Origin of the sequence: Bradyrhizobium sp. (assembly GCF_035484855.1) — a bacterium.
In the GTDB taxonomy this organism is placed as follows: domain Bacteria; phylum Pseudomonadota; class Alphaproteobacteria; order Rhizobiales; family Xanthobacteraceae; genus Bradyrhizobium.
Window position 1 is genome coordinate 1 of the sequence record NZ_DATHOP010000016.1, and the last position, 21,042, is coordinate 21,042.

At 62.8% G+C, this 21,042-nt stretch carries 19 protein-coding genes; 3 read left to right on the plus strand and 16 right to left on the minus strand.

Annotated elements, in window-relative coordinates:
- The 11 genes from VK804_RS01080 to VK804_RS01130 form a co-directional block, all read right to left on the minus strand.
- Positions 1-2,272: HAMP domain-containing protein (locus tag VK804_RS01080; RefSeq protein WP_325366892.1), on the minus strand; the 2,272-nt coding region annotated here is incomplete at its 3' end.
- Positions 2,273-2,598: 326 nt separating this feature from the next.
- Entirely contained in the window at positions 2,599-3,441 is an 843-nt protein-coding gene (locus VK804_RS01085) for an MlaD family protein (RefSeq protein WP_325366894.1), read from the minus strand.
- 120 nt (positions 3,442-3,561) lie between these two features.
- A complete protein-coding gene (locus tag VK804_RS01090; RefSeq protein ID WP_325366896.1) occupies positions 3,562-3,861 on the minus strand; it encodes a hypothetical protein in 300 nt (99 codons plus the stop codon).
- Positions 3,862-3,989: 128 nt separating this feature from the next.
- Positions 3,990-4,706 carry an ABC transporter ATP-binding protein gene (locus VK804_RS01095; RefSeq protein ID WP_325366898.1) on the minus strand — a complete coding sequence of 239 codons (717 nt, stop codon included), beginning with the start codon at positions 4,704-4,706 and terminating at the stop codon, positions 3,990-3,992.
- Complete coding sequence (locus tag VK804_RS01100) at positions 4,703-5,446, minus strand: ABC transporter ATP-binding protein (protein ID WP_325366900.1); 744 nt, start codon at positions 5,444-5,446, stop codon at positions 4,703-4,705. The genes VK804_RS01095 and VK804_RS01100 overlap by 4 nt, the downstream gene beginning before the upstream one ends.
- A 2-nt stretch (positions 5,447-5,448) precedes the next feature.
- Entirely contained in the window at positions 5,449-6,438 is a 990-nt protein-coding gene (locus tag VK804_RS01105; protein ID WP_325366902.1) for a branched-chain amino acid ABC transporter permease, read from the minus strand.
- Positions 6,435-7,304, minus strand: a complete 870-nt coding sequence (locus VK804_RS01110; protein WP_325366904.1) for a branched-chain amino acid ABC transporter permease — start codon at positions 7,302-7,304, stop codon at positions 6,435-6,437. Before VK804_RS01110 ends, VK804_RS01105 begins: the two co-directional genes overlap by 4 nt.
- A gap of 420 nt (positions 7,305-7,724) precedes the next feature.
- Positions 7,725-8,978, minus strand: a complete 1,254-nt coding sequence (locus VK804_RS01115; protein WP_325366906.1) for an ABC transporter substrate-binding protein — start codon at positions 8,976-8,978, stop codon at positions 7,725-7,727.
- Positions 8,979-9,186: 208 nt separating this feature from the next.
- Positions 9,187-11,016 carry a carbamoyltransferase gene (locus VK804_RS01120; RefSeq protein ID WP_325366908.1) on the minus strand — a complete coding sequence of 610 codons (1,830 nt, stop codon included), beginning with the start codon at positions 11,014-11,016 and terminating at the stop codon, positions 9,187-9,189.
- A 6-nt stretch (positions 11,017-11,022) separates the two neighbouring features.
- A complete protein-coding gene (locus VK804_RS01125) occupies positions 11,023-11,172 on the minus strand; it encodes a DUF5989 family protein (RefSeq protein ID WP_325366910.1) in 150 nt (49 codons plus the stop codon).
- A 10-nt stretch (positions 11,173-11,182) separates the two neighbouring features.
- Positions 11,183-11,638: an SxtJ family membrane protein gene (locus VK804_RS01130; RefSeq protein ID WP_325366912.1), complete on the minus strand. Its 456-nt coding sequence runs from the start codon at positions 11,636-11,638 to the stop codon at positions 11,183-11,185.
- A gap of 258 nt (positions 11,639-11,896) precedes the next feature.
- Between VK804_RS01130 and VK804_RS01135 the strand changes: the two genes are divergently transcribed.
- The gene (locus tag VK804_RS01135) at positions 11,897-12,880 is read left to right on the plus strand and encodes an SGNH/GDSL hydrolase family protein (RefSeq protein ID WP_325366914.1); all 984 of its coding nucleotides are present in this window, start codon (positions 11,897-11,899) and stop codon (positions 12,878-12,880) included.
- Between the two features lie 12 nt (positions 12,881-12,892).
- Here the strand turns inward: VK804_RS01135 and VK804_RS01140 are convergent, their stop codons facing one another.
- From VK804_RS01140 to VK804_RS01160, 5 genes are all read right to left on the minus strand, one after another.
- The gene (locus tag VK804_RS01140; protein ID WP_325366916.1) at positions 12,893-13,816 is read right to left on the minus strand and encodes a dioxygenase; all 924 of its coding nucleotides are present in this window, start codon (positions 13,814-13,816) and stop codon (positions 12,893-12,895) included.
- Between the two features lie 34 nt (positions 13,817-13,850).
- A complete protein-coding gene (locus VK804_RS01145) occupies positions 13,851-14,831 on the minus strand; it encodes a c-type cytochrome (protein ID WP_325366917.1) in 981 nt (326 codons plus the stop codon).
- 23 nt (positions 14,832-14,854) lie between these two features.
- Positions 14,855-17,077: an acetate--CoA ligase family protein gene (locus VK804_RS01150; RefSeq protein ID WP_325366919.1), complete on the minus strand. Its 2,223-nt coding sequence runs from the start codon at positions 17,075-17,077 to the stop codon at positions 14,855-14,857.
- Positions 17,078-17,225: 148 nt separating this feature from the next.
- Positions 17,226-17,930, minus strand: coding sequence for a DUF1614 domain-containing protein (locus tag VK804_RS01155; RefSeq protein ID WP_325366921.1), 705 nt, complete (start codon positions 17,928-17,930; stop codon positions 17,226-17,228).
- Between the two features lie 193 nt (positions 17,931-18,123).
- Positions 18,124-19,356 carry an ABC transporter substrate-binding protein gene (locus VK804_RS01160; protein WP_325366923.1) on the minus strand — a complete coding sequence of 411 codons (1,233 nt, stop codon included), beginning with the start codon at positions 19,354-19,356 and terminating at the stop codon, positions 18,124-18,126.
- A 333-nt stretch (positions 19,357-19,689) separates the two neighbouring features.
- Here VK804_RS01160 and VK804_RS01165 point away from each other — a divergent pair, with 333 nt between their 5' ends.
- Both VK804_RS01165 and VK804_RS01170 read left to right on the plus strand, forming a co-directional pair.
- Positions 19,690-20,319 (plus strand): hypothetical protein, encoded by a 630-nt coding sequence (locus tag VK804_RS01165; protein WP_325366925.1) that lies wholly within the window; start codon positions 19,690-19,692, stop codon positions 20,317-20,319.
- A gap of 39 nt (positions 20,320-20,358) precedes the next feature.
- The gene (locus VK804_RS01170) at positions 20,359-21,009 is read left to right on the plus strand and encodes a glutathione S-transferase family protein (RefSeq protein ID WP_325366927.1); all 651 of its coding nucleotides are present in this window, start codon (positions 20,359-20,361) and stop codon (positions 21,007-21,009) included.
- Positions 21,010-21,042: the final 33 nt, after the last annotated feature.

A 21,042-nucleotide genomic window follows, 5' to 3' on the forward strand; every position in this document is an offset into this window, starting at 1 on the left:
CGCTGTCGGTGAGGTCCTTCCAGGTGCCGGCCACCCCCGGCACTTCGGCCTGTCCGCCGAGCTTGCCCTCCGTGCCGACTTCGCGCGCGACGCGCGTGACCTCGCCGGCGAATCCGTTGAGCTGATCGACCATCGTGTGGATCGTATCTTTGAGTTCGAGAATCTCTCCTCGCACGTCGACCGTGATCTTGCGCGACAAGTCGCCGCCGGCGATGGCCGTCGCCACCTCGGCGATGTTGCGAACCTGGGCGGTCAAATTGCCGGCCATCGAATTGACGCTGTCGGTGAGATCTTTCCAGGTGCCGGCCACACCGGGTACTTCGGCCTGACCGCCGAGCTTGCCATCGGTGCCGACTTCGCGCGCGACGCGCGTCACTTCGCCGGCGAAGGCATTGAGCTGGTCCACCATCGTGTTGAGCGTTTCCTTCAACTGCAGGATTTCGCCCGACACGTTCACCGTGATTTTTTTCGACAGGTCGCCCTTGGCGACGGCGGTCGCGACTTCGGCGATGTTGCGGACCTGGCCGGTCAGGTTGGAGGCCATCGAGTTGACGCTGTCGGTGAGATCCTTCCAGGTGCCGGCGACGCCGCGCACCAGCGCCTGGCCGCCGAGCTTGCCCTCGGTGCCGACCTCGCGCGCGACGCGCGTGACTTCGCCGGCAAAGGCGTTGAGCTGGTCGACCATGGTGTTGATGGTGTTTTTCAACTCGAGAATTTCGCCGCGCACGTCGACCGTGATCTTCTTCGACAAGTCGCCGTTGGCAACCGCGGTGGTCACTTCGGCGATGTTGCGGACCTGTGCGGTCAGGTTCGACGCCATCGAGTTGACGCTCTCGGTCAGGTCCTTCCAGGTGCCGGCGACGCCGAGCACGTTGGCCTGGCCGCCGAGCCTGCCGTCGGTGCCGACCTCGCGCGCCACGCGCGTGACTTCGCCGGCAAAGGCGTTGAGCTGGTCGACCATGGTGTTGAGCGTTTCCTTCAGCTGCAGGATTTCGCCCGACACGTTCACCGTGATCTTCTTGGACAAGTCGCCGCCGGCGATCGCGGTGGCGACGTCGGCGATGTTGCGGACCTGCGCGGTGAGGTTCGACGCCATGAAGTTGACGTTGTCGGTCAGGTCCTTCCAGGTGCCGGCGACGCCGGGCACCTGGGCCTGGCCGCCGAGCTTGCCTTCGGTGCCGACCTCGCGCGCGACGCGCGTGACTTCCGAGGCGAACGAGTTGAGCTGGTCGACCATCGTGTTGATGGTGTCCTTCAGCTCGAGGATTTCGCCGCGGACGTCCACCGTGATCTTGCGCGACAGGTCGCCGCGGGCCACCGCGGTGGTGACGTTGGCGATATTGCGGACCTGCGCGGTCAGATTGCCGCACATCGCGTTCACGGAGTCGGTGAGGTCCTTCCAGGTGCCCGCGACGCCGGGCACGATCGCCTGGCCGCCGAGCTTGCCGTCGGTGCCGACCTCGCGGGCCACACGTGTCACTTCGGAGGCGAACGAGCGCAGCTGATCCACCATGGTGTTGATGGCTTCTTTCAGCTGCAGGATTTCGCCGCGGACGTCGACGGTGATCTTCTTGGACAGGTCGCCGTTGGCGACCGCGATGGTGACCTCGGCGATGTTGCGCACCTGGCCGGTGAGGTTGTTGGCCATGGAGTTGACGCTCTCGGTCAAATCCTTCCAGACGCCGGTCACTTCCGGCACCTGGGCCTGGCCGCCGAGCTTGCCTTCAGTGCCGACCTCGCGCGCCACGCGCGTCACCTCGGAGGTGAACACGCTGAGCTGCTTGATCATGGTGTTGACGATGTTGGCCGACTGCAAAAATTCGCCGCCCAAGGGGCGGCCGTCGACATCGAGCTGCACGGTTTGCAGGAGGTCTCCCTGCGCGACGGCTGCGACCGCGCGTGTCACCTCGCGCGTCGGCCACAGCAGGTCGTCGATCAGCGTGTTGACCGAGCCTTCCATGTCGGCCCAGGAGCCGCTCGCCAGTCCGAACTTGACGCGCTGGCGCGTCTTGCCCTCGCGGCCCACCACTTGTCCGACGCGCTCGAGCTGCTGCGCCATGCGCTGGTTGGCGGCGACGATTTCATTGAAGGTGTCGGCGATCTTGCCTTCGATGCCGAGATGATCGCCGGTCATGCGCACCGAGAAATCGCCGCTGCGCATCGCCTGCAGGGCGGACAGCAATTCCTGGGAAGGATCGGGCTTTCCGTTGCTGTAGGGCTTGGTCTTGGTACGACGCTTCGTCGACGGCACAGCGGAGCCGAGATCACTCATGATGTTCCCCCCTCAAGCGGCAAAACAGGACAATCGAATCGAGTAGGCGGAGGCGTGATTTCGCAGCATGAAATCGCGCATGATGCTTCAAAGCAAGCGGAATACCCAAGCCATTCCAAATATTTAGGTTCCACGAATTTGAACCGAACAAAATAATTCGGTTCGGGAACTTTTGTTCCATGGCCGCCGGAATTAATCCGCGGATAGTGAAAAACCTCGATCCAGATCAGGTCGAATGATTGCGGAGGTTAAAACCGGCCCTCGGCGCGGGTGGAACCGGCCCAAAGCACGCATCGGGAACCATCGGGACGGTCGGCTGGCCGACTTTACGGCCGCTTTTTGGGAACCGGTTTCCTCGGCGGGGGCGGGTTGTCGCCTAGCGCCTGCGGGTTGATCTTGCGGGTCATGTTGTTGGCCGCCTCGCTGACATCGAGCAGCGAGCGCCGGCCTTCTTCCATCATGGTCGCGGATTTCTTCTTGAAGCTGTCGGCCAATTCGCGAATCGACTGCACCTTCTGAAGCAGTTCGCCGCCGTTGCCGCTGGCAAATCCGGGCAGCAGGTCATCGACCCGGTCAATGGCGCTGTTGATGCTGGCGAACGCATTGTCGGCCTTGCCGATCATGTCGTCGATCGCCTTGCCCTGGCTCGCCAGCGACGCCGTATAGGTCTCGAAATTCAGCAGCCCGTTCTTGATCGTGGTCTGGTTGTCGAGCAACAGCCGGTCGACATTGTGCAGGCTGTCGCGAATCGATTCGTTCTCGCGGAGGTCGGCGGTCAGGATCGGGACGCCGTCCTCATCCAGCGGCGGCGGCGGTGCGGCCGCAGCACCTCCGGTCAGCGCGATCGCCGCGATCCCGGTCAGCCCCTGGAATTCCAGCCCCACCACGGTGTCTTTGCGGATCGGGGCGCTGTTGTCGACCATGACAAAGGCGACGACCTTGCGGGGATTATCCAGCGTCAGCGACCTGATCTCGCCGATCTGAACGCCGTCGAAATTCACACTGCCGCCCTTCCGCAACCCGCTCGCCGATCCCTCGAAAACGATTCGCAGCGGGCCCTGCTGCCGGATGGCGTGAATTTTCCTGAAACCCAAGAGGCCGATGAACGCCGCGGCGATCACCGCCAGCGTCGTGGTTCCGATCACAAGGTTGCTTGCGCGTGCCGCCATCCCGATTACCAACTGCGATGCGTCTGGCCAACAGGGTCTGCACCCGTTGTCATGCGGCGATTGTACCGGCAAAGCCGTGGGCGCGAAAGGCCGCTACGGCGGGCCGCCGTCGTGCGGCCATCAGTTGTGGCGCGTGCATTCCCGCATCGGCATGCCCATGGCGGTGACGTCCCGGCAAGTGAAGCCGGAGCCGGGAATTTCGTCATTGTCGCAATCATTGTGGCAGACCCGCATGCCGTTCTCCCAGTGCCAGCCGACCGCGGGGTTCGGCGAATCCTTGTCGTAGGTGACGGTATGGGAGCTATCCCTGACGACGCGATGGGGAGAGGGCTTGGTGCCGGCATGATGGATCTTCGTGGCGGCCTGTGAACTTGTTGCCGCGAGGCAGAGCATTGCCACGGCCACGAGGATGCGCTGCATTGTAGTCTCCTCCATCTGAACGAACGGTTACAGATGTCGGTCGCGCCTCGCGGTGAATCAGGTTCGATTCCGCCGAATTACAAATTGGAAATGCCGGCTATTTGCCGTTCGAATCCGCGCGGATTGCCCTACGCCCATTCCTCGGCGCTGGCGCCGGCGAGCGCCCGCACCCGCGCCTCGTCGGCGCCAAGTTCCTTGGCCGAACCGGAATAGACGACGATACCGTCATCCAGCACATAGGCATCGTCGGCAATTTCGAGGCTCATTCGCGCGTTCTGTTCGACCAGCAGCACCGAAATGCCCTCGTCCTTCATCTGTTGCACGATACGAAACACCTCGCGCACGATCAGCGGCGCCAATCCCTGCGATGGCTCGTCGAGGATCAGGAGCCTCGGATTCAGCAGCAGCGCCCGGGCGATCGACAGCATCTCCTGCTCGCCGCCGGAGAGCTGCCGGCCGCGGTTTTGCCTGCGCTCCGCAAGCCGGGGGAAGAGCTGGTAGATCCGCGCGATGGTCCAGGGCCCCGCCCGCTCCAGCGGAACCATGAGGTTCTCCTCGACGCTGAGATTGGCGAAGATACGCCGGCCCTCGGGCACGTAACCCACTCCCGCCGCCGCGATGCGGAAGGTCGGCCAGCGCGTGGTGTCCTGGCCGAAGATCGTGACCTTGCCCTCGCGTGGGGGCGTCAGGCCCATCAGGCTGCGCATCGTCGTGGTCTTGCCGGCGCCGTTGCGCCCCAGCAGCGCGGTGATCCTGCCCTCGGCGACGCTGAGGCTGACGCCATGCAGGATATGGCTCTTGCCGTAATAGGTGTGGAGGCCCTCGGCCGTCAGCGCTGCGGTCATCCGGTTCCCCCAAGATAGGCTGTCTGCACCGCTTCCGACGCCGCGATCTCTTTCGGCGTTCCTTCGACAAGCAGAGCGCCCTGGTCGAGCACGGTGATGTAGTCGGCCAGATGAAACACCACTCGCATGTCGTGCTCGATCAGCACGATGGTGTATTTGCTGTCGCGATGCAGGCGGCGAATCAAGGCGGTGATCGCGTAGGTTTCCTCATCGCCCATGCCGGCGGTCGGCTCGTCGAGCAGCAGCAGCCGCGGCAGCTGCGCCAGCGCCATCCCGATCTCCGTCGTGCGCTGATCGCCGTGCGCGAGTTCGCCGACCAGCCGGTCCGCCTTGGAAGTAAGGCCCACCAGTGCCATCATTTCGGTTGCGACGTCGCCGGCGAGCTTCGCAGCGGCCCGGCCTGGCAGCATATTCAAGGTCTGTCCCGCCGCCACCTCGGCCGCCGTCAACAGGTTTTCGCGCACGGTCAGTTCGGGAAAGATCTCGGTGATCTGGAAAGTGCGGCCCATGCCGAGCCCGACCCGCCGGTGCGCTGGGACCTGGGTTACGTCCTTTCCATTGAACTCGATCGAGCCCCTGGTCGGAGGAAAATAGCCGCTGATCATGTTGAAGAACGTCGTCTTGCCGGCGCCGTTCGGGCCGATGATCGCCCGCAGCTCGCCGGGCTTGACGGACATCGACACGTCCTTCACGGCGACCAGATTGCCAAATCGCTTCGTGATGTTGCGAACCTCGAGCATGATTACTTCTCACCACGCTGGCGCCGCAGGCCGAGCAGGCCGCGCGGAAAGAACAGCACGACAAGTATGAAGATCGTGCCGACAAAGGACATCCAGTTCACGGTCATTGACGATATATAATCCTGCAGCACGACGAACACGGTGGCGCCCAATAGCGGTCCCCAAAACGTCCGCATGCCGCCCATCACGCACATGACGACGAAATAGCCGGACAGGGAGTAATGCAGCGCCAGCGGATCGGCAAAGTTGTTGAGCAGCGCGTAGAGCGTGCCGGCAAGCGCCGTAACGAAGCAGGAGATCGAGAACGAGAGCCAGATCTGGCGTTCGACCGGGATGGCCAGAAAGCGCGCGCGGCGCTCGTTTTCCCGGATTGCCCGCAGGGTATGGCCGAAGGGCGAGCGGACCAGCAGGCCGAGCAGGCCGACGGCGATCGCGAAGACGGCGAGCAGGAAATAGTAGAATTGAGGACCCGCGGTGATATCCAGCGTCAGCGGCCCGAACCCGATCGGCTCACGATGGAAATCGCGCAGTCCGTCGAAACCGCCGGTGAAGTCGTTCCAGCTATAGGCGAGGTAGTACCAGAGCTGGCCGAAGGCGATCGTGCACATCGCGAAGTAGACGCCGCGGCGGCGTACGATCAATAAGCCGAACAACGTGCCGGCCAATCCGCCGAGCAGGGTGCCGGCGATCATGGCGAGCGGCGTGCTATGCACGAGATAGCGCAGCGTCAGGCCGGCGCCGTAGGCGCCAAGGCCGAAATAGGCGGCGTGGCCGAAGCTCAATACGCCGGTGAACCCCAGCAACAGATTCAGCCCCATCGCGGCCAAGCCGAACACCAGCACGCGCCCGGCGAGCGCCGTGTAGCCGCCGACCAACGGCAACCAGAATGGGGCGGTGATCAGAAGCCCCCAGATGACGACGAGCTTGGCCCAGTGCGGCACGGCCGGCTGACGCGCCGAAGCCGCGGTCGCGGTCGCAACGTCGGTACTCATGACATCATTCCTTCCTCACCCATCAGGCCGCGCGGCCGAACCAGCAGTACGATCATCATGATGGCATAGATCACCGCTTCGCTGGCGGAGGGGAAAAACACGGTGGTCAGGGCCGCCGCCATTCCGATCACGAGCCCGCCGAACAGCGTGCCGATCAGGCTGCCGACGCCGCCGACGATGATGGCGATGAAACTCGGCATCAAGAGGTCGTCGCCCATGTTGGGATTGAGGCCGATCTGCCCGGCCGCGAGCACCCCGCTCAAGCCAGCCAGGAAGCAGCCGAGCGCGAAATTGAAGGTCCGCAGGAAGCTGATATTGACGCCCAGCGAGGCCACGGTTTCAAGGTCGAGCGTGCCCGCCCGAATGCGCACACCGACTCGCGTGTAGCGCAGGAATGAGAACAATCCGAGCACCACGACGATGACGACGAACACCATGAAGACGCGATACCAGGTGACGAAGAACAGCTCGGCGCTGATCGGCTGCGACAGGAAGTCGGGCAAACCCAGCGGCAGGCCGTTGGGGCCCCACACATAACGCGCGATATCCTGCATCACGAAGGCAAGTCCAAACGTGAGTAGCAGGCTGTAGACCGGATCGCGGTTATAGACGCGGCGGATCATCAGGCGCTCGACGGCGAGCCCGATCAGTGCGGTAAGCAGCGGCGCGACCAGCAGTGCACCCCAGTAACCCAGCGTCGGCGACAATGTGTAGGCGAGATAGCCGCCGAGCGCGAGGAAGTTGCCGTGAGCAAAATTGATGACATTGCTGAGGTTGAGGATCAGCGACAGGCCGAGCGCCATCAGCACGTAGAAAGTGCCAATGATGAGTCCATTGGTGACGTTGTATAATATGACCTGCGTCATCCGCCCTCCTCCGAGCCAAGAAACCCGGCACAATTGTCAGCGAATAGTGCCGCACCATTCAGTGTCCGGCTCATCATGATGGCGTTCAAGCGCTTCCGACCTCTCTTGCGGGGATGCGGATTTGAGCGACCACCGCCCGGGCTGCAATTGCCGCCATGGGCGAGGGGTGGACGCGATGGAAAGGATCGCGTCGACCAGCGTTCGCAGGTCGTTTGCGCGGATGTTGGAGAGCTGAAACAGGTGGCAAGAGCGGTTCCATCACAAACCATTCGACGTCCGTCGCAACGCTTTCATGCCGCCAGCCCTTGCGCCCACAATGTCGACACGTGATTTCACTCCAGACCATCCTGCTCTCCCCCGGATTCGTGCAAATCCGGGGAATCGCAACGGCTGATATCGCTCAGCTTCCTTTTGCAGCCCTCAGCTCGGCTCAACCATCTTGCATCCGGTGTCGGCGACCGAACCCGCGGCCTCCTCACCCGAAACCAGCGAGGACACGGTGAACACGTCGTCGGGGCCGGACTTCGGCGGATGTGCCTCACCGACGAAGATGTTGGGCATCAGTTCGTGATCGCCGGCGCGGTAACGCACCTTGCCCGGCTGCAGCGCGACATCCGGTGGGAGCTCCATATCCTCAAGCGCCTTCGCCATTTTCGGGCCCTCCAGCGACTTAGCCTTCTCCGCCGCTAATCGTACCGTCTGTACCGCAACATAACCGAACCAGTCGCGCGCCGAGGGCGTCTTTTTAGTCGCGGCGCGATAGTCGGCAACGAACTTCACCACTTCAGGTACGTTGGGCTGTTTCCACCACCACTCCATGTCCCACCAGCCGGCCTGCGCGTCCGGCGGACATCCTTTGATGCTCTCGAGTTCGAACAGCGCGCCGCCGAGCGCCATTTCCTTCTGCATGCCGAACTGGGTGAATTGCTTCATGCAGTTGATCTGCGTCAGCCCGCCCATGTTGTTGAGCAGCACGTTCGGCTTGTAGGACTTCGCCTTGATGAGGGTGGCGGAGAAGTCGGTATTGTTGATCGGCAGCATGTCGCCCTCGAAAGTGCCGCCGGACTTCTGCAGCGCCTTGACGAAGGCGTCCTGGAGGGTGTGCCCATAGGCGTAATCGGGCGTGATGAAGAACCATTTCTTGCCGAACTTCTTCACCAGTTCCGGCGTGATCGCGCTGGCATCCATGGTCGTCGTATTGCAAATCCGGAACACATTCCACTTGCAGTTGGTGCCGGTGATCGGATCGGTGTGGCCGCCCGGCACGATGTGCAGGACTTTCTTCTCGGTAGTCACTTGCGCCATCGCATAGGCGATGCCGGAGTTGACGTCGCCGAAGATGACGTCGACGTTGTCGCGGTCGATCAGCTTGCGCGTCTTCTGCACGCCGGTGCCGACGTCGTTGGCCGAATCCTCGACCAGCAGCTGAACCGGGCGGCCCAAAATTCCGCCCTTCTTGTTGATCTCGGCCTCGGCGTATTTGGCGCCGTCGACCTCGCTCTGCGCCAGTGCCGAGAGAACGCCCGTCAGCGGATCGACCATGCCGATCTTTACAGGAGTGTCGCCTCTGGCCTTGATGATGAAGGGCGACGCGAATTGCACCGCGGCAATCGCGGCGCTGGTTTTCAGAAGTGTCCGCCGATCGACCGACCAGATTCTATGCGAAGTAGCCATGTTGTCCTCCCAGACAAGATTTATGGTTCTTGATGGCCGGCATTTCTTCGATGCCTTGATCGGCCGGAACCCTAACCTTTCCGCGGCGGCTTTGCCAACCACGAAGCCGCGAAAATCCTGCGACCTTCGGCTTAGTTGCGCCCATAAAACAGGCTGCCCGCCGGTGCCGGGCTCGTGAGCGCGAACCCCGGATCGCCGAGGGGTAAGCTCAATCGGCTTCCAGCGACGGGCTGTAATCGATCTTCAGATCGGGGTCCTGCTCGGCCTTTCGCAGCACGCAATTGCCGACCACGAGCAGGTCGAGTTCGTTACCCATGAAGCAACGGAACGCGTCCTCGGGCGTGCACACGATCGGTTCGCCGCGGACGTTGAAAGAGGTGTTGACCAGGACCGGGCAACCGGTCAGCGCTTTGAACCGGGTCAACAACGCGTGAAACAGCGGGTTGGTCTCGCCGTGCACGGTCTGGATGCGGGCGGAATAGTCGACATGGGTGACGGCCGGAATGTCCGAGCGCGCCACGTTGAGTTTGTCGATCCCAAACAACGCCTGTTCGGCCGCCGTCATCTGCCGGCGCTTGTCCTGCCTGACATCGGCGACGACAAGCATATACGGGCTGTCGGAACCAAGCTCGAACCAGTCGGCGACGTCCTCGCGCAGCACGGCCGGCGCAAAGGGGCGAAAACTTTCGCGATACTTGACCTTCAGATTGAGGTTCTTCTGCATTTCCGGCGAACGCGGGTCGCCGAGGATCGAGCGCGCCCCGAGCGAGCGCGGGCCGAATTCCATGCGGCCCTGAAACCAGCCGACGGCTTTCTGCTGCGACAGCGCCTGCGCCGTCGTCTCGATCATGTCGTCCTCGGCAGCGACCGCGAATTTTGCGCCAGCTGCGGTCAGCCGGCGTTCGATCTCGTCTTGCGGATAGCTCGGTCCCAAAAACGCGCCGGACATTCCGTCTGCGCCATTGGTCTTGCGCGGCTGGTCCTTGAAGAGGTGGTAGGCCGCAAGCGCCGATCCGACCGCGCCGCCGGCATCGCCCGCGGCCGGCTGTATCCAGATGTTCTCGAAACGGCCCTCGCGCAACACCTTGCCATTGGCGACGCAATTGAGCGCCACGCCGCCAGCGAGACAGAGATTCCGCGAGGAGGTCTGTTTGGCAAGGCTGCGTGTCAGCCGCAGCACGGCCTCGTCCAGCACCGCCTGGATCGAGGCCGCAACATCCATGTGAAACGGCGTCAGCAATTGATCGGGTTTGCGCACCGGCTCGCCGAACAATGCGGCAAAGCGATCGTTGGTCATGGTGAACCCGGTGCAATAATTGAAATAGGACATGTCGAGCCGGAACGAGCCGTCCGGCTTCAGGTCGATCAGGTTGTCGAGGATGAGGTTCGTATATTTCGGCTCGCCATAGGGTGCGAGCCCCATCACCTTGTACTCGCCGGAGTTGACCTTGAAGCCGGTGTAATAGGTCACGGCCGAATAGAGCAGCCCGAGCGAATGCGGAAAATGGATCTCCCTGGTGATTTCCAGCCGGGGGCCATTGCCGATGGCCGCCGACGTGGTGGCCCATTCGCCGACGCCGTCCATAGTGAGGACGGCCGCCTCGTCGAACGGCGAGGGATAGAAGGCTGAAGCCGCGTGACTGAGGTGATGCTCGCAGAACAACAGCCGGCTCTTGTCAAAATTTTCCGAGAATGTCCTGAGTTCGTCACGCAGCAGGTTCTTCTGAAACAGCTTTTCGCGCAGCCAGAGCGGAATCGACATCTTGAAGGAAGCGAACCCGCGCGGCGCCAGCGCAATGTAGGTTTCGAGCAGCCGCTCGAATTTGAGGAATGGCTTGTCGTAGAATACGACATGGTCGAGCTCGTCGGCGGTGACGCCGGCTTCCGCGAGGCAATAGGCGATCGCGCTATGCGGAAACGCGGCGTCATGCTTGCGGCGGCTGAAACGCTCCTCCTGCGCCGCGGCGACGATCCGGCCGTCTTCGATCAGCGCGGCCGCGCTGTCGTGGTAGAAGGCGGAAATGCCGAGGATACGCATCGGCCGCTAGAACAGCGTGTAGATGAAAGGCGCGATCACGGAGCCCTTGGTGATCACGACTAGCCCGCCCAATACCACCATCATGATCAGGACCGGCAGCAGCCAGTATTTCTTGCGGACGCGTATGAACCGCCAAAGCTCGGCCACCAGATCCATTCTATGTCCTTCAAAATTGGTCTCTCATGGTCTCGGGCGATGGCCCGGGAGGTTGCCGCACGATCCAGTAGCTGTCCGCGTCCGGTTGCCGCTTCAGCCGCAGCGGGTCCTTTCCGAACATCCGCATGACGAGGCCGGTCGGCAAAACCGTGCCGTAGAACAGCAGCGCCATCACGATCGGGCTGACCACGCGATTGAGAAGCAGTCCGAACCGCAACCATATCAGGTTCAGCGGATGGAGAACCGCGGGACGAAATAATCCCGCCGCCAGCAACAGTGCGGCGAGTCCGCCGGTCCACGGCCACAGCCTTCCCGAATGCCAGGCATTCAGCAAGCTCACGGCCGCGAACGCTGCCGCCATCACCAGTCCGAACGAGCGGTCGGAACCGGCCACGATCTTTTCGTCACGGGAAAAGACTTCGTGGGTCGACTGCCCCGGCTTCGACTTGTATTTACCGTCAATCACGCCTGAACTCCAAAACAGATTGCAGCACGCCTGGAGCGGGATGACCAATCGTCACCCCGCTCTACCTTTTTGTTTGAGCATGATCTTTTCGGAAAACCGGCGTCCACTTTTCCGGATCATGCTTTAGGACGTAGCACACCCAAATCTCATTCTGGCAACCAAAAAATTGCCTCAAGAATGCCCCTGTGCCATCGTTCCCGCAATATCAATGCGACCGGCGCTGGAAGAATTGGCGTTCGCCCGACGTGAGGGTATGACATGAAACACTTCGTCGGAAGTGAACGGGTTCGCGGGGCGTTGCGGTCGGCCGGCATCACCTTGTGCGTCGCGCTTGCGACGCTGGCTGCGATCGAGATCATGCTCCGCCTCGCGGATTTGCGCATGCTGCGGGAAGGCAGCAACGAGCGATCGCTGACCTATCGCTACGATGCCGAGTTGGGCTGGGCGGCGGTCCCCCATTCGAGTTCCCTGGTGACCAACGCGCGGACGATCCATGTGAAGCATAACAGCCTGGGCTTTCGGGATATCGAGTTCGAGCGCGATGCCCGGCCGAGGATCCTGTTCCTCGGGGATTCGTTTGTCTGGGGCGTCGACGCCGAAGCCGATGAGCGCTTTACCGACCTGCTGCGAAACCGGCTGCCCGGATTCAACATCGTCAACGCTGGCGTCTCGGGGTACGGCACCGACCAGGAATATCTGTTGCTGCAGCGGATATGGCCGACGATCCAGCCCGCGGTGGTGGTGCTGATATTCTGCACGGATAACGACCGATTGGATAACTCCACCAACATCCGCTACGACGGCTATCAGAAGCCTTATTTTGCCACCGCCGCCGATGGCACGCTGCAATTGCGCGGGCAGCCGGTTCCCACGTCGCGCCAATTGTACATCAAGCAGAACTGGCTGGTGCGCCATCTCTGGCTCGCGCGAGTGGCCGCATTCGCCTATGTGGAAATCGAACATCCCGGAGTCGACGTGCCCGATCCGACCGAGAAACTGGTCAGCCGGATGCACGAATTCGTCGAAGCGCACGGGGCGAAGTTCATCGTCGGCCTGCAATCGCGCGACGATGCTCTTGTTCGGCATCTGCAGGCCGAACACATACCGTTCGTGACCTTCGATGGCGCCGAATCCTATCCCAGCCAATATGGCAGCCACTGGACGCCGGCCGGCCAAAACCTCGTCGCCGAGCGGCTGTTCGGACTCTTGTCCGAAATCAAGGTTGACAACGTGACTCGCTGACATCCGCTGGCTTCAACGTCCGTGGTGGCTTTCGGCCGTCGCCTTGCCGCGGATCGGCGCGATCGGGCGCCTCGCGTCGCCTACCTCCAGCACGAAGCGCTGATCGAGCGAATACCAGGGGGCCGTAAAAGCCGGTTCGCTCGAAGGTTCGTCATGGCGGATGTAGTTCCCGATCAACGCCCGCGTCACGCCAAACTGCACGTCGGAATCGATGTGCTCGTCGTCGGGCGAATAGATCTGCGAGATCATTGTCTTGAAACCGGGCTTGTAGATCATGAAGTGCAGGTGCGCCGGCCGGTAGTTGTGGCGGCGGGTGGCCCTGACCAATTCACCGACCGGTCCATCGACGGGTATCGGATAGCCCGCCGGCTTGACGCTGCGAAAATCAAAACGCCCGGCTTCGTCGGAAACGAAACGTCCGCGCAGATTCATCTCGGCCTGGGTCGGGTCCTGATTCTCGTAGAGACCTTCCGGCGAGGAATGCCAGACGTCGACTTCAGCGCCTGCCACGGGCAGACCTTGCCCATCCTCGATTGCGACATGGACGATCAGGCCCGGGCCCGGCGTCGGCGAGCGCACCAGGCTATCGCCGCTCCGGCTCAGCGGCTGGTCGTCACGCCAGAACGGTCCCAGCATGTTGGCCTGGGTTTCGCTCTGGCCGTGGTTGCCGTTGTTGAGCAGGCAGACCAGCGCGGAGACGCCGAGCGAGCCCGCCATCAACACCGCCTCGTTATGCGAGGCGGTCGTCTTCTGCCCTATCGCGGCGACCAGCTTCGCCGCCTGCTGGAACTCGCGTTCGGTCAGGCGGACCTCGCGCACAAAGCCGTGCAGATGCCGCACCAGCGCCTGCAGAATCTCGCGCAGCCGCGGATCCTCGGCGCGGCTGACTGCTTCCAGCACCGCATCGGTGACCATGGTTTGGTTTTCGATGATCATGTTTGGTCCATCCTGTGACGGGTCATGTCACCGCTCAAGGCTTCAGGGATGCAACATAGGCCGCAAGCGAGAGCATGTCGTTCTGCGAGAGTTTTTCGACCACCGGCTCCATCAGGGCAGCGCCGGTTCCGTTCCTGGTGTGCTGCTGGAGATCGTAGAGCTGACGCATGAGATAGCTCGGCGAACGTCCGGCGATCCCGGGGATCGAGCCCAGACCCTGCAGGGCCGGACCGTGGCAGCCCGCGCAGGCAATCGTGATGCCTGATCCGCCGGTCCTGGCGAGGGTTTCACCCCTGGCCAGGCTGCCGTTCGGCACGTAGGCGATAAACTGCGCACGCGAGTCACGGTGCTCGAATTGGGCGACGTCTTCCGGTACCTCGATGATGCGCTCGCCGAGCGGCTCCTTGGCCCCATCCTTGGCCAGCATGTAGAACACGCGGGCAATCTGCGTCGCCGGGACGCTATCGGCTTCGACGACGCGGATAACCGATTTCGGCTTGAGCGAGGCGAAGTAGGCCGCCGCCGCTTTCATTTCGGCATCGGTGGCGGCCTTGGCGATCGCGGTCATCAGCAGGACGGGGCTGCGCTGCGGGCCCGAAAATTTGCGGACGCCGCTTTTGTAGTCGGCCATCTGCTGAGTGATATAGGCGGCGGGAAGGCCGGCCAGGCTCGCATTCTCCGGACCTCCGGTGCCTTCCGTGCGATGACAGGAGCCGCAGGCCCGCACATCGGGCGGTCTTCCATGCGCGACCACGGAAGGCATCGGAGGATGATCGCCGGGATGCCAGTCCGGCGCGAAGAACAGGTCGCGTTCCTGCGTGATCGTGAAAGCGGCCGTGCTGTCGGGAACGTGTCTCGGGACGCCGTCGTCGGGCGCGGCCTTGAAATCCGGGGCCCACGGGTAAGCCCAAGCCGGATATGAACCTGGCGGCGAGGAAGCCGCCCCCGGCGTTTGCGCCGCGGCAGTCCCGCAAACCGCCACCAATATCGCAAGGCCGCCTAACGCCGATTTCATTGCCTATCCCCGGATGGCCGGCCTCAATGCCCGGCAGCACGCTTGGCCGCTTCGTTGTTGAGCACGATCAGCGCATCGACGGCGACCCCGGTCCTGGCGTTGATCAGGAACGGGTTGACGTCGATCGAAGCAATGCGCCCGCCGGCGTCCGCCATCAGGTTGGACAGGCCGACCAGCGCCTTGACGGCGGATGCCTCGTGCAGCGCCGGCTTGCCGCGATACCCCTTCAGCTTCACGCCGGCCTTGGTCTTGCCGATAAGCTCTTTCGCCTCAGTTGCGTCGATCGGCGCGCCGGCCAGCGCCACATCCTTAATTAGCCCGATATCGACGCCGCCGGTGCCGAACAGCACCACCGGTCCCATCTCGGCATCGAGCGCGCTGCCCACCACCAGTTCGAGTTCGGCCTTGACCTGCTGGGCGATCAGAATGCCCTCGAGCTTCGGCTTGCCCTTCAGTTTCTTCACCCGCGCGGTGATGTCGTTGAAGGCCTTCTTCACCTCCGCCGCGCTGTTGAGGTTCAGCACCACGCCGCCGATGTCTGACTTGTGCAGGATCTCCGCGCTGACCACCTTGGCCACGACCGGAAAGCCGATCTTCTTCGCAACCCTGACCGCATCCGCCGCGGTTTGCACGATCTCTTCCTTCGACACCGGGATGCCGTAGGCTCGCAGCAGCGCCTTCGATGCGACCTCGTCGAGCGCGGCGGCGCCGCCGGCCTTCTTCAGCGTCTTCTCCAGCGTCGCGCGCGCCGAAGCCGACGAGCTCGATTTGATCTCCGGCACCACCTTGCGCAAGCGGGCATAATCGATCAGCGATTTGATCGCGCCCACCGCGCGGTCCAGTCCCTGCATGACGGCGATATGCGGCAGCGACTTGCGCAGGCCCTTGGTGAATTCGGTGAAGCCGATCGACATCGTCGAGATGTAGACCACGGGTTTCGAGGCCGCGGCGGCCATGCCGTCGACGATGCGCAAATTCCGCTCGCGCAATTCATGCGGCGCCTTCGGCAGCTCGGCGTCGATGATGACGATGTCGGTGTCGGGATCGTCGATCATGATCTTGATCGACTGCATGTAGACCGAGGGATCGACCACCGCGGCAAATCCCGCATCCAGCGGATTGCCGACGATCGAGCCGGGCCCGAGCATTTTGGCCAGCTTGTCGCTGGCGCTCTGGCTTAGCGGCGCGAAATTCAACCCGGCCGAATGAAAGGCGTCGATCAGAAGGCCGCGCTTGCCGCCCGACAAGGTCACCGCGGCGAGGCGGTCGCCCTTTGGCGGATCGGCATGCACGAAACATTCGGTGGTCTCGATCAATTCGTCGAGGCCGCGCACGCGAATCACGCCCTCGCGCGTCGAGATGGCGTCGAAGGTCTCGATCGAACCCGCCAGCGCCCCGGTATGCGCCATGGCGGCGGCGCGGCCGCCCTCGGAGGCCCCGAGTTTCAGCGCGATCACCGGCTTGCCGGCAGCGCGCGCGGCCTTGCAGGCGTCGCGAAACCCCTTGGTGTTGCGGACGCCTTCCAGATACACCACGATCACGCGGATCGAGGGATCGGCCGCGAAATAGCTTATCAGGTCCGGCGTTTCGAGACCGGCCTCGTTGCCGGTCGTGACCATGTAGCCGACGCCGACGCCGCGATCCTCCAGCGCCTGGCGGATCGCCATCACGATGGCGCCGGACTGCCCGGCGATCGCTACCGCACCCGCTTCCATGGTGACGATGCGGTCGTCGATGTTGGTGAACATGTTTTCGCCGGCGCTCAAATTGCCGAGGCAATTGGGGCCGGTGACCGCAAGCCCGGTTTCCCGGATCGCCTGCTGCAGCTCACCGGCGAGCCGCTGGCTTTCGTCGTCCTGCAATTCGCTGAAGCCCGAGGTGACGATGGTGGCCGAGCGGGCGCCGGCCGCGGCCGCGTCGCGGATCACCTGCACAGCGAAGCGCGCCGGCACCAGCACCAGCACGTGATCGGGCTTGTCGGGGAGGCTGGCAAAATCCTTGTAGCAGGGCACGCCCCAGATGGTCTCGCGCCTGGCGTTGAGGGGATAGAGGCCGCCTTCGTATTTGTACTTGATCAGGTTGTTCCAGATCCGTTCGGCATAGTTGCCGGGCTTGTCGGTCGCCCCGACCAGCACGATGTTGCGCGGATGCAGCATCGCGTGGATGTTCCTGACCATATCGCTGGCCTCAGGCGGAGGCGACCATTTGGCGGCCGGAACAGAAAATCTGCTTACCTGAGCTTCCATCGGCGTAACCCTTACCCGTTCGTTTCTTGTCCGAAAACGACGATTGCATCGCCACTCCCGGCGGCTTTTGGTTCTTATTATGGGGAGTTGAGGGGTGTGGCAACCGAGGTGGCCGGAGCATTGTCCGCCGCGCGGGATTTTTGGCCGGCTACCATGCCGGCCGCGGCCGCGACGGCGAGGCGATCCCGGCGAGCAGCACCGCGAGGATTCCGGTCAGGAAGATGCCGTCGAAGGTGCCGGCGCCACCGATCGAGGCGACCGGCGCGCCAAGCCCGTTGATCTTGTCGAGATTGAGCAGGTCGGCGCCGATCAGCGTCCCCATCGATCCCCCGATATAGGCCAGTGGCGCCGCATATTCGCGGGACAGGATGAAGGCAATGATGACAGTGGTGACGACCGGCAGGAATACCGGCACCGCGATGCCAATCCCGGCGACCGGCGTCGCCATCGCGTGAATGATCGTGGCGATCACGGCGGTGGCGATCGCAGCCTTCAGCCAGAGCTGATAGCGGAGCACCAGATAGGTCGACATGATGGTCGGAATCACCGCGCCGCCGACATTGACGGCCAGCACCGTGCCGGGCGAGGACACCACGACCGGCACGATATACTGCATGCCGAAGAAGTCGACGACCTGCCCCGACCGCATGGTTTCCCCGGGCAGGATCGTGATCGGGATGTTGAAATAGCTGCCGATCAGCGAACCGAACAGCAGCAACAGCGCGGCGCCGGGCCCGACGCCGAGCCGCATATAGGCATAGCGCAGGATGCGCAGCTGGATCAGGATCACCAGCCCGATGAACAGGAACACCAGGATCGAAAACAGTACCGGTGTCAGCGGCAGATAATGCACGTGGGAACCCGTGGTTTCGGCGGTCGGTTTCGGTCGGCCTCAATTACTTGGGAACCGTCCGGCGGGAACGCAAGCTTTCCGTCATTCCGGGCTGGTGCGTTAGCACCAGACCCCAGATGCGCAATTGCGCATCGGGGAATCTCGAGATTCCGGGTTTGATGCCTTCGCATCGCCCCGGAATGACAGTTCGCCTCTAGCCCCCGACCTCGGCGCTGATGACGTCGCCGAACATCACCCATTGGCCACCCTTGAACTGCATCATCTGAAGCTGCTCGATCGGGGCGAAGTCGGTGGCTGAGGTATTGATCTTGATGCCGGGCAACAGCGTATCCGGGACAAAATCCTTCAGGCTGGCGGCCTGCTTCATGACGTTTTCCCGGGTCAGGTCGTCACCGGCCTGCTTCAAGACCTGCACCATGGTCTGCGCCGCGGCGTAGCCGTAGACCAGGTTGGCGTCGGCGACGTTCGCGCCCGGCATGTACTTGTCGATGAAGGCCATGAATTTCTTCATGCCTGCGTCGTCCTTCCACTGCGGATCGGAAGCGTCCTTGATGTAGAGGGCCGACAGGATGCCCTCGCAATTCTCAAAGCCCGCCGGCTTCATGACCGCGCCGATCGAGATCGAGACGTCGGTCATGACGTGCATCGGCTTCCATTCCATCTCGGCCATTTTCTTGATGGCTTGCGCCGCGAATTTAGGCGTCGAGATATTGACCAGCACGTCGGCGCCGGTGCCCTTCAGCTTGACGATATGGGAATCGATCGACGGCTCGGTGGTCTCGTAGCTTTCTTCCGCGACCAGGATCGAGGAGGTCTTGTCGCCGAACACTTCCTTCAGGCCGGCCACGTAGTCCTTGCCGAAATCGTCGTTCTGATAAAACACCGCGACCTTGGCGTCGGGTTTCGTCTTCAGGATGTATTTGGCGAAGATTCGCGCTTCGACCCGGTAGCTCGGCTGGAAGCCCATGGTCCAGGGAAATTCCTTCGGATCGTTCCACTTGCTGGCGCCGGAGGCGATGAACAGCTGCGGCACCTTCTTGGTGTTCTGATATTTCTGCACCGCAGTCTGGGTCGGCGTGCCCAGCGCGTTGAAGATCAAAAACACCTCGTCGCTCTCGATCAGCTTGCGGACCTGCTCCACCGTCTTCGGCGGACTGTAGCCGTCGTCGTAGGAAATGAAGTTGATCTTGCGGCCGTTGATGCCGCCGGCATCGTTGATCATCTTGAAATAGGCATCCTCGGTCTTGCCGATGACGCCGTAGGCGGAAACCGGCCCGCTATAGGCCTCGACATTGCCGATCTTGATTTCGGTGTCGGTGACGCCGGTGTCGTATTTCTTTTGCGCCAGCGCGCCCTGCGTGGTCAGGACCGCAAGCGCGGCTGCGGCAGTGACGGAGATAACCAGGGACAGTTTCTTGTTCTTCACGGAATTGCACCTTTCTTTCATGGCAAGGGGATTGACGAACAGATCGCAAGGCGGCGCATCGTCGGGCATTTTGTGGCCGAAGCGGGTGATCCGGTCGCAGCGGCGAACCGGCAAAATCTCCTCCGGGGGTACAGCGGTCTTGTGCCGCCTGATCCCTTGATCGAGCTGATGTACCCGCAGCATGCCCAAGTCAGGCCGGATTGGCCAGCCGACATTTTTGCATCGGGCGGTCCGGAGGTTGTGGGGGCTGAACCGCCGCTTCGGGAATCTGGTACTACCGAAAGCCCGTTGGTGCGAGCATACTGATGGCCGGCTTCAACAGGGAGGACTGCCATGGATTTGGACCCCGGTCCGGACCGAGCGCTCCCACGCGATCAGCTTTGCGTGGTGTCGTGCCAGGGCAACGGCGTGGCCTATTACTGGTCGGTGATCGATGCCCGCGCGCGGAATGCAATCGGTTTCCGAGGCTTCTCGGCGACGTTCCCGGCAACCGGGGTGGCGCGCGAGGTGCTGGACTTCACCATACAGGGCCCGCTGATCCCGAGCCTGTCGGACCTTGAGGACGTGACGCAACTGCAGGGGATCGAAATCGGCGGCGGTGCCGCGGCCTCCTCCGGCCAACAGTTGGCGTGGGACGCCAAGATTCTCGTTGCCCCCGCACCCCAGCTTGCTCCCCATGGCCGCAACCCGCATGGCGCCGTGCTATCGGTCAAGAACGAGACCGAGGGGACCACGATCGCGACCATTGCCGACTTTCATCGCGGCGACGATTGGGTATTTGCGCTGCTGGTGGCAGCCATTCCGGTTGTCGCGGTCAACGGCGGCCAGGTGTTGATCGACGCAGTGATCCGCGGCAGCATGAGCAGCGGGAACCTGGTGACGACGATTACGACCCCGATCGGCAAGGTCACCGTCAACAAGCCTTTCACGGCGGTGCCCGGTCTGCCGGCTGAGCACGTCTAGCGCCCGCGGGCCGGGAAATCGAACGCAAGGAAACGCCCGATGATCACCCTCTATCATTGCCACGCGGCGCGCTCGTTCCGGCCGCTGTGGATGCTGGAAGAGATGGGGCTTGCCTACGAGCTCAAGATGCTGCCGTTCCCGCCCAGGGTACTCGCCAGGGAATATCTCGCGCTCAATCCGCTCGGCACCATTCCCCTGATGATCGACGGCGAGACCAGGATGACGGAGTCCTCCGGCATCTGCCACTATCTCGGCACGCGCCATGGGCCGACGGCGCTGATCGTCGGCGAAGGCGAGGCGGCCTATGGCGCGTTCCTGAACTGGATGTATTTTTCCGACGCGACGCTGACCTTTCCGCAAACCCTGGTGCTGCGCTACACCCAGCTCGAGCCGGAAGAGCGGCGCAATCCGCAGGTCGCGACCGACTACGCCAAATGGTTCCTGGGACGCCTGCGGGCGGTTGAAGCCGCCACGGCGAAGGCGGAGACGCTCTGCGCCGACCGCTTCACCGCGGCCGATATCGTCATCGGCTATGCGTTGCGGCTTGCCGAGAACATCGGGCTGGCCAGGGATTTCGGGCCAAACGTCGCGGCCTATTGGCAACGCCTCCAGGCGCGCGATGGTTACATCAGGGCGGTGGCGGCCGAAACGCTTGCCGGCGAGCAGCAGAAGGTCGCCCGGCGCGTGTGACGTAGAGCCGGCGGACGGCATATAGGGGGTAGG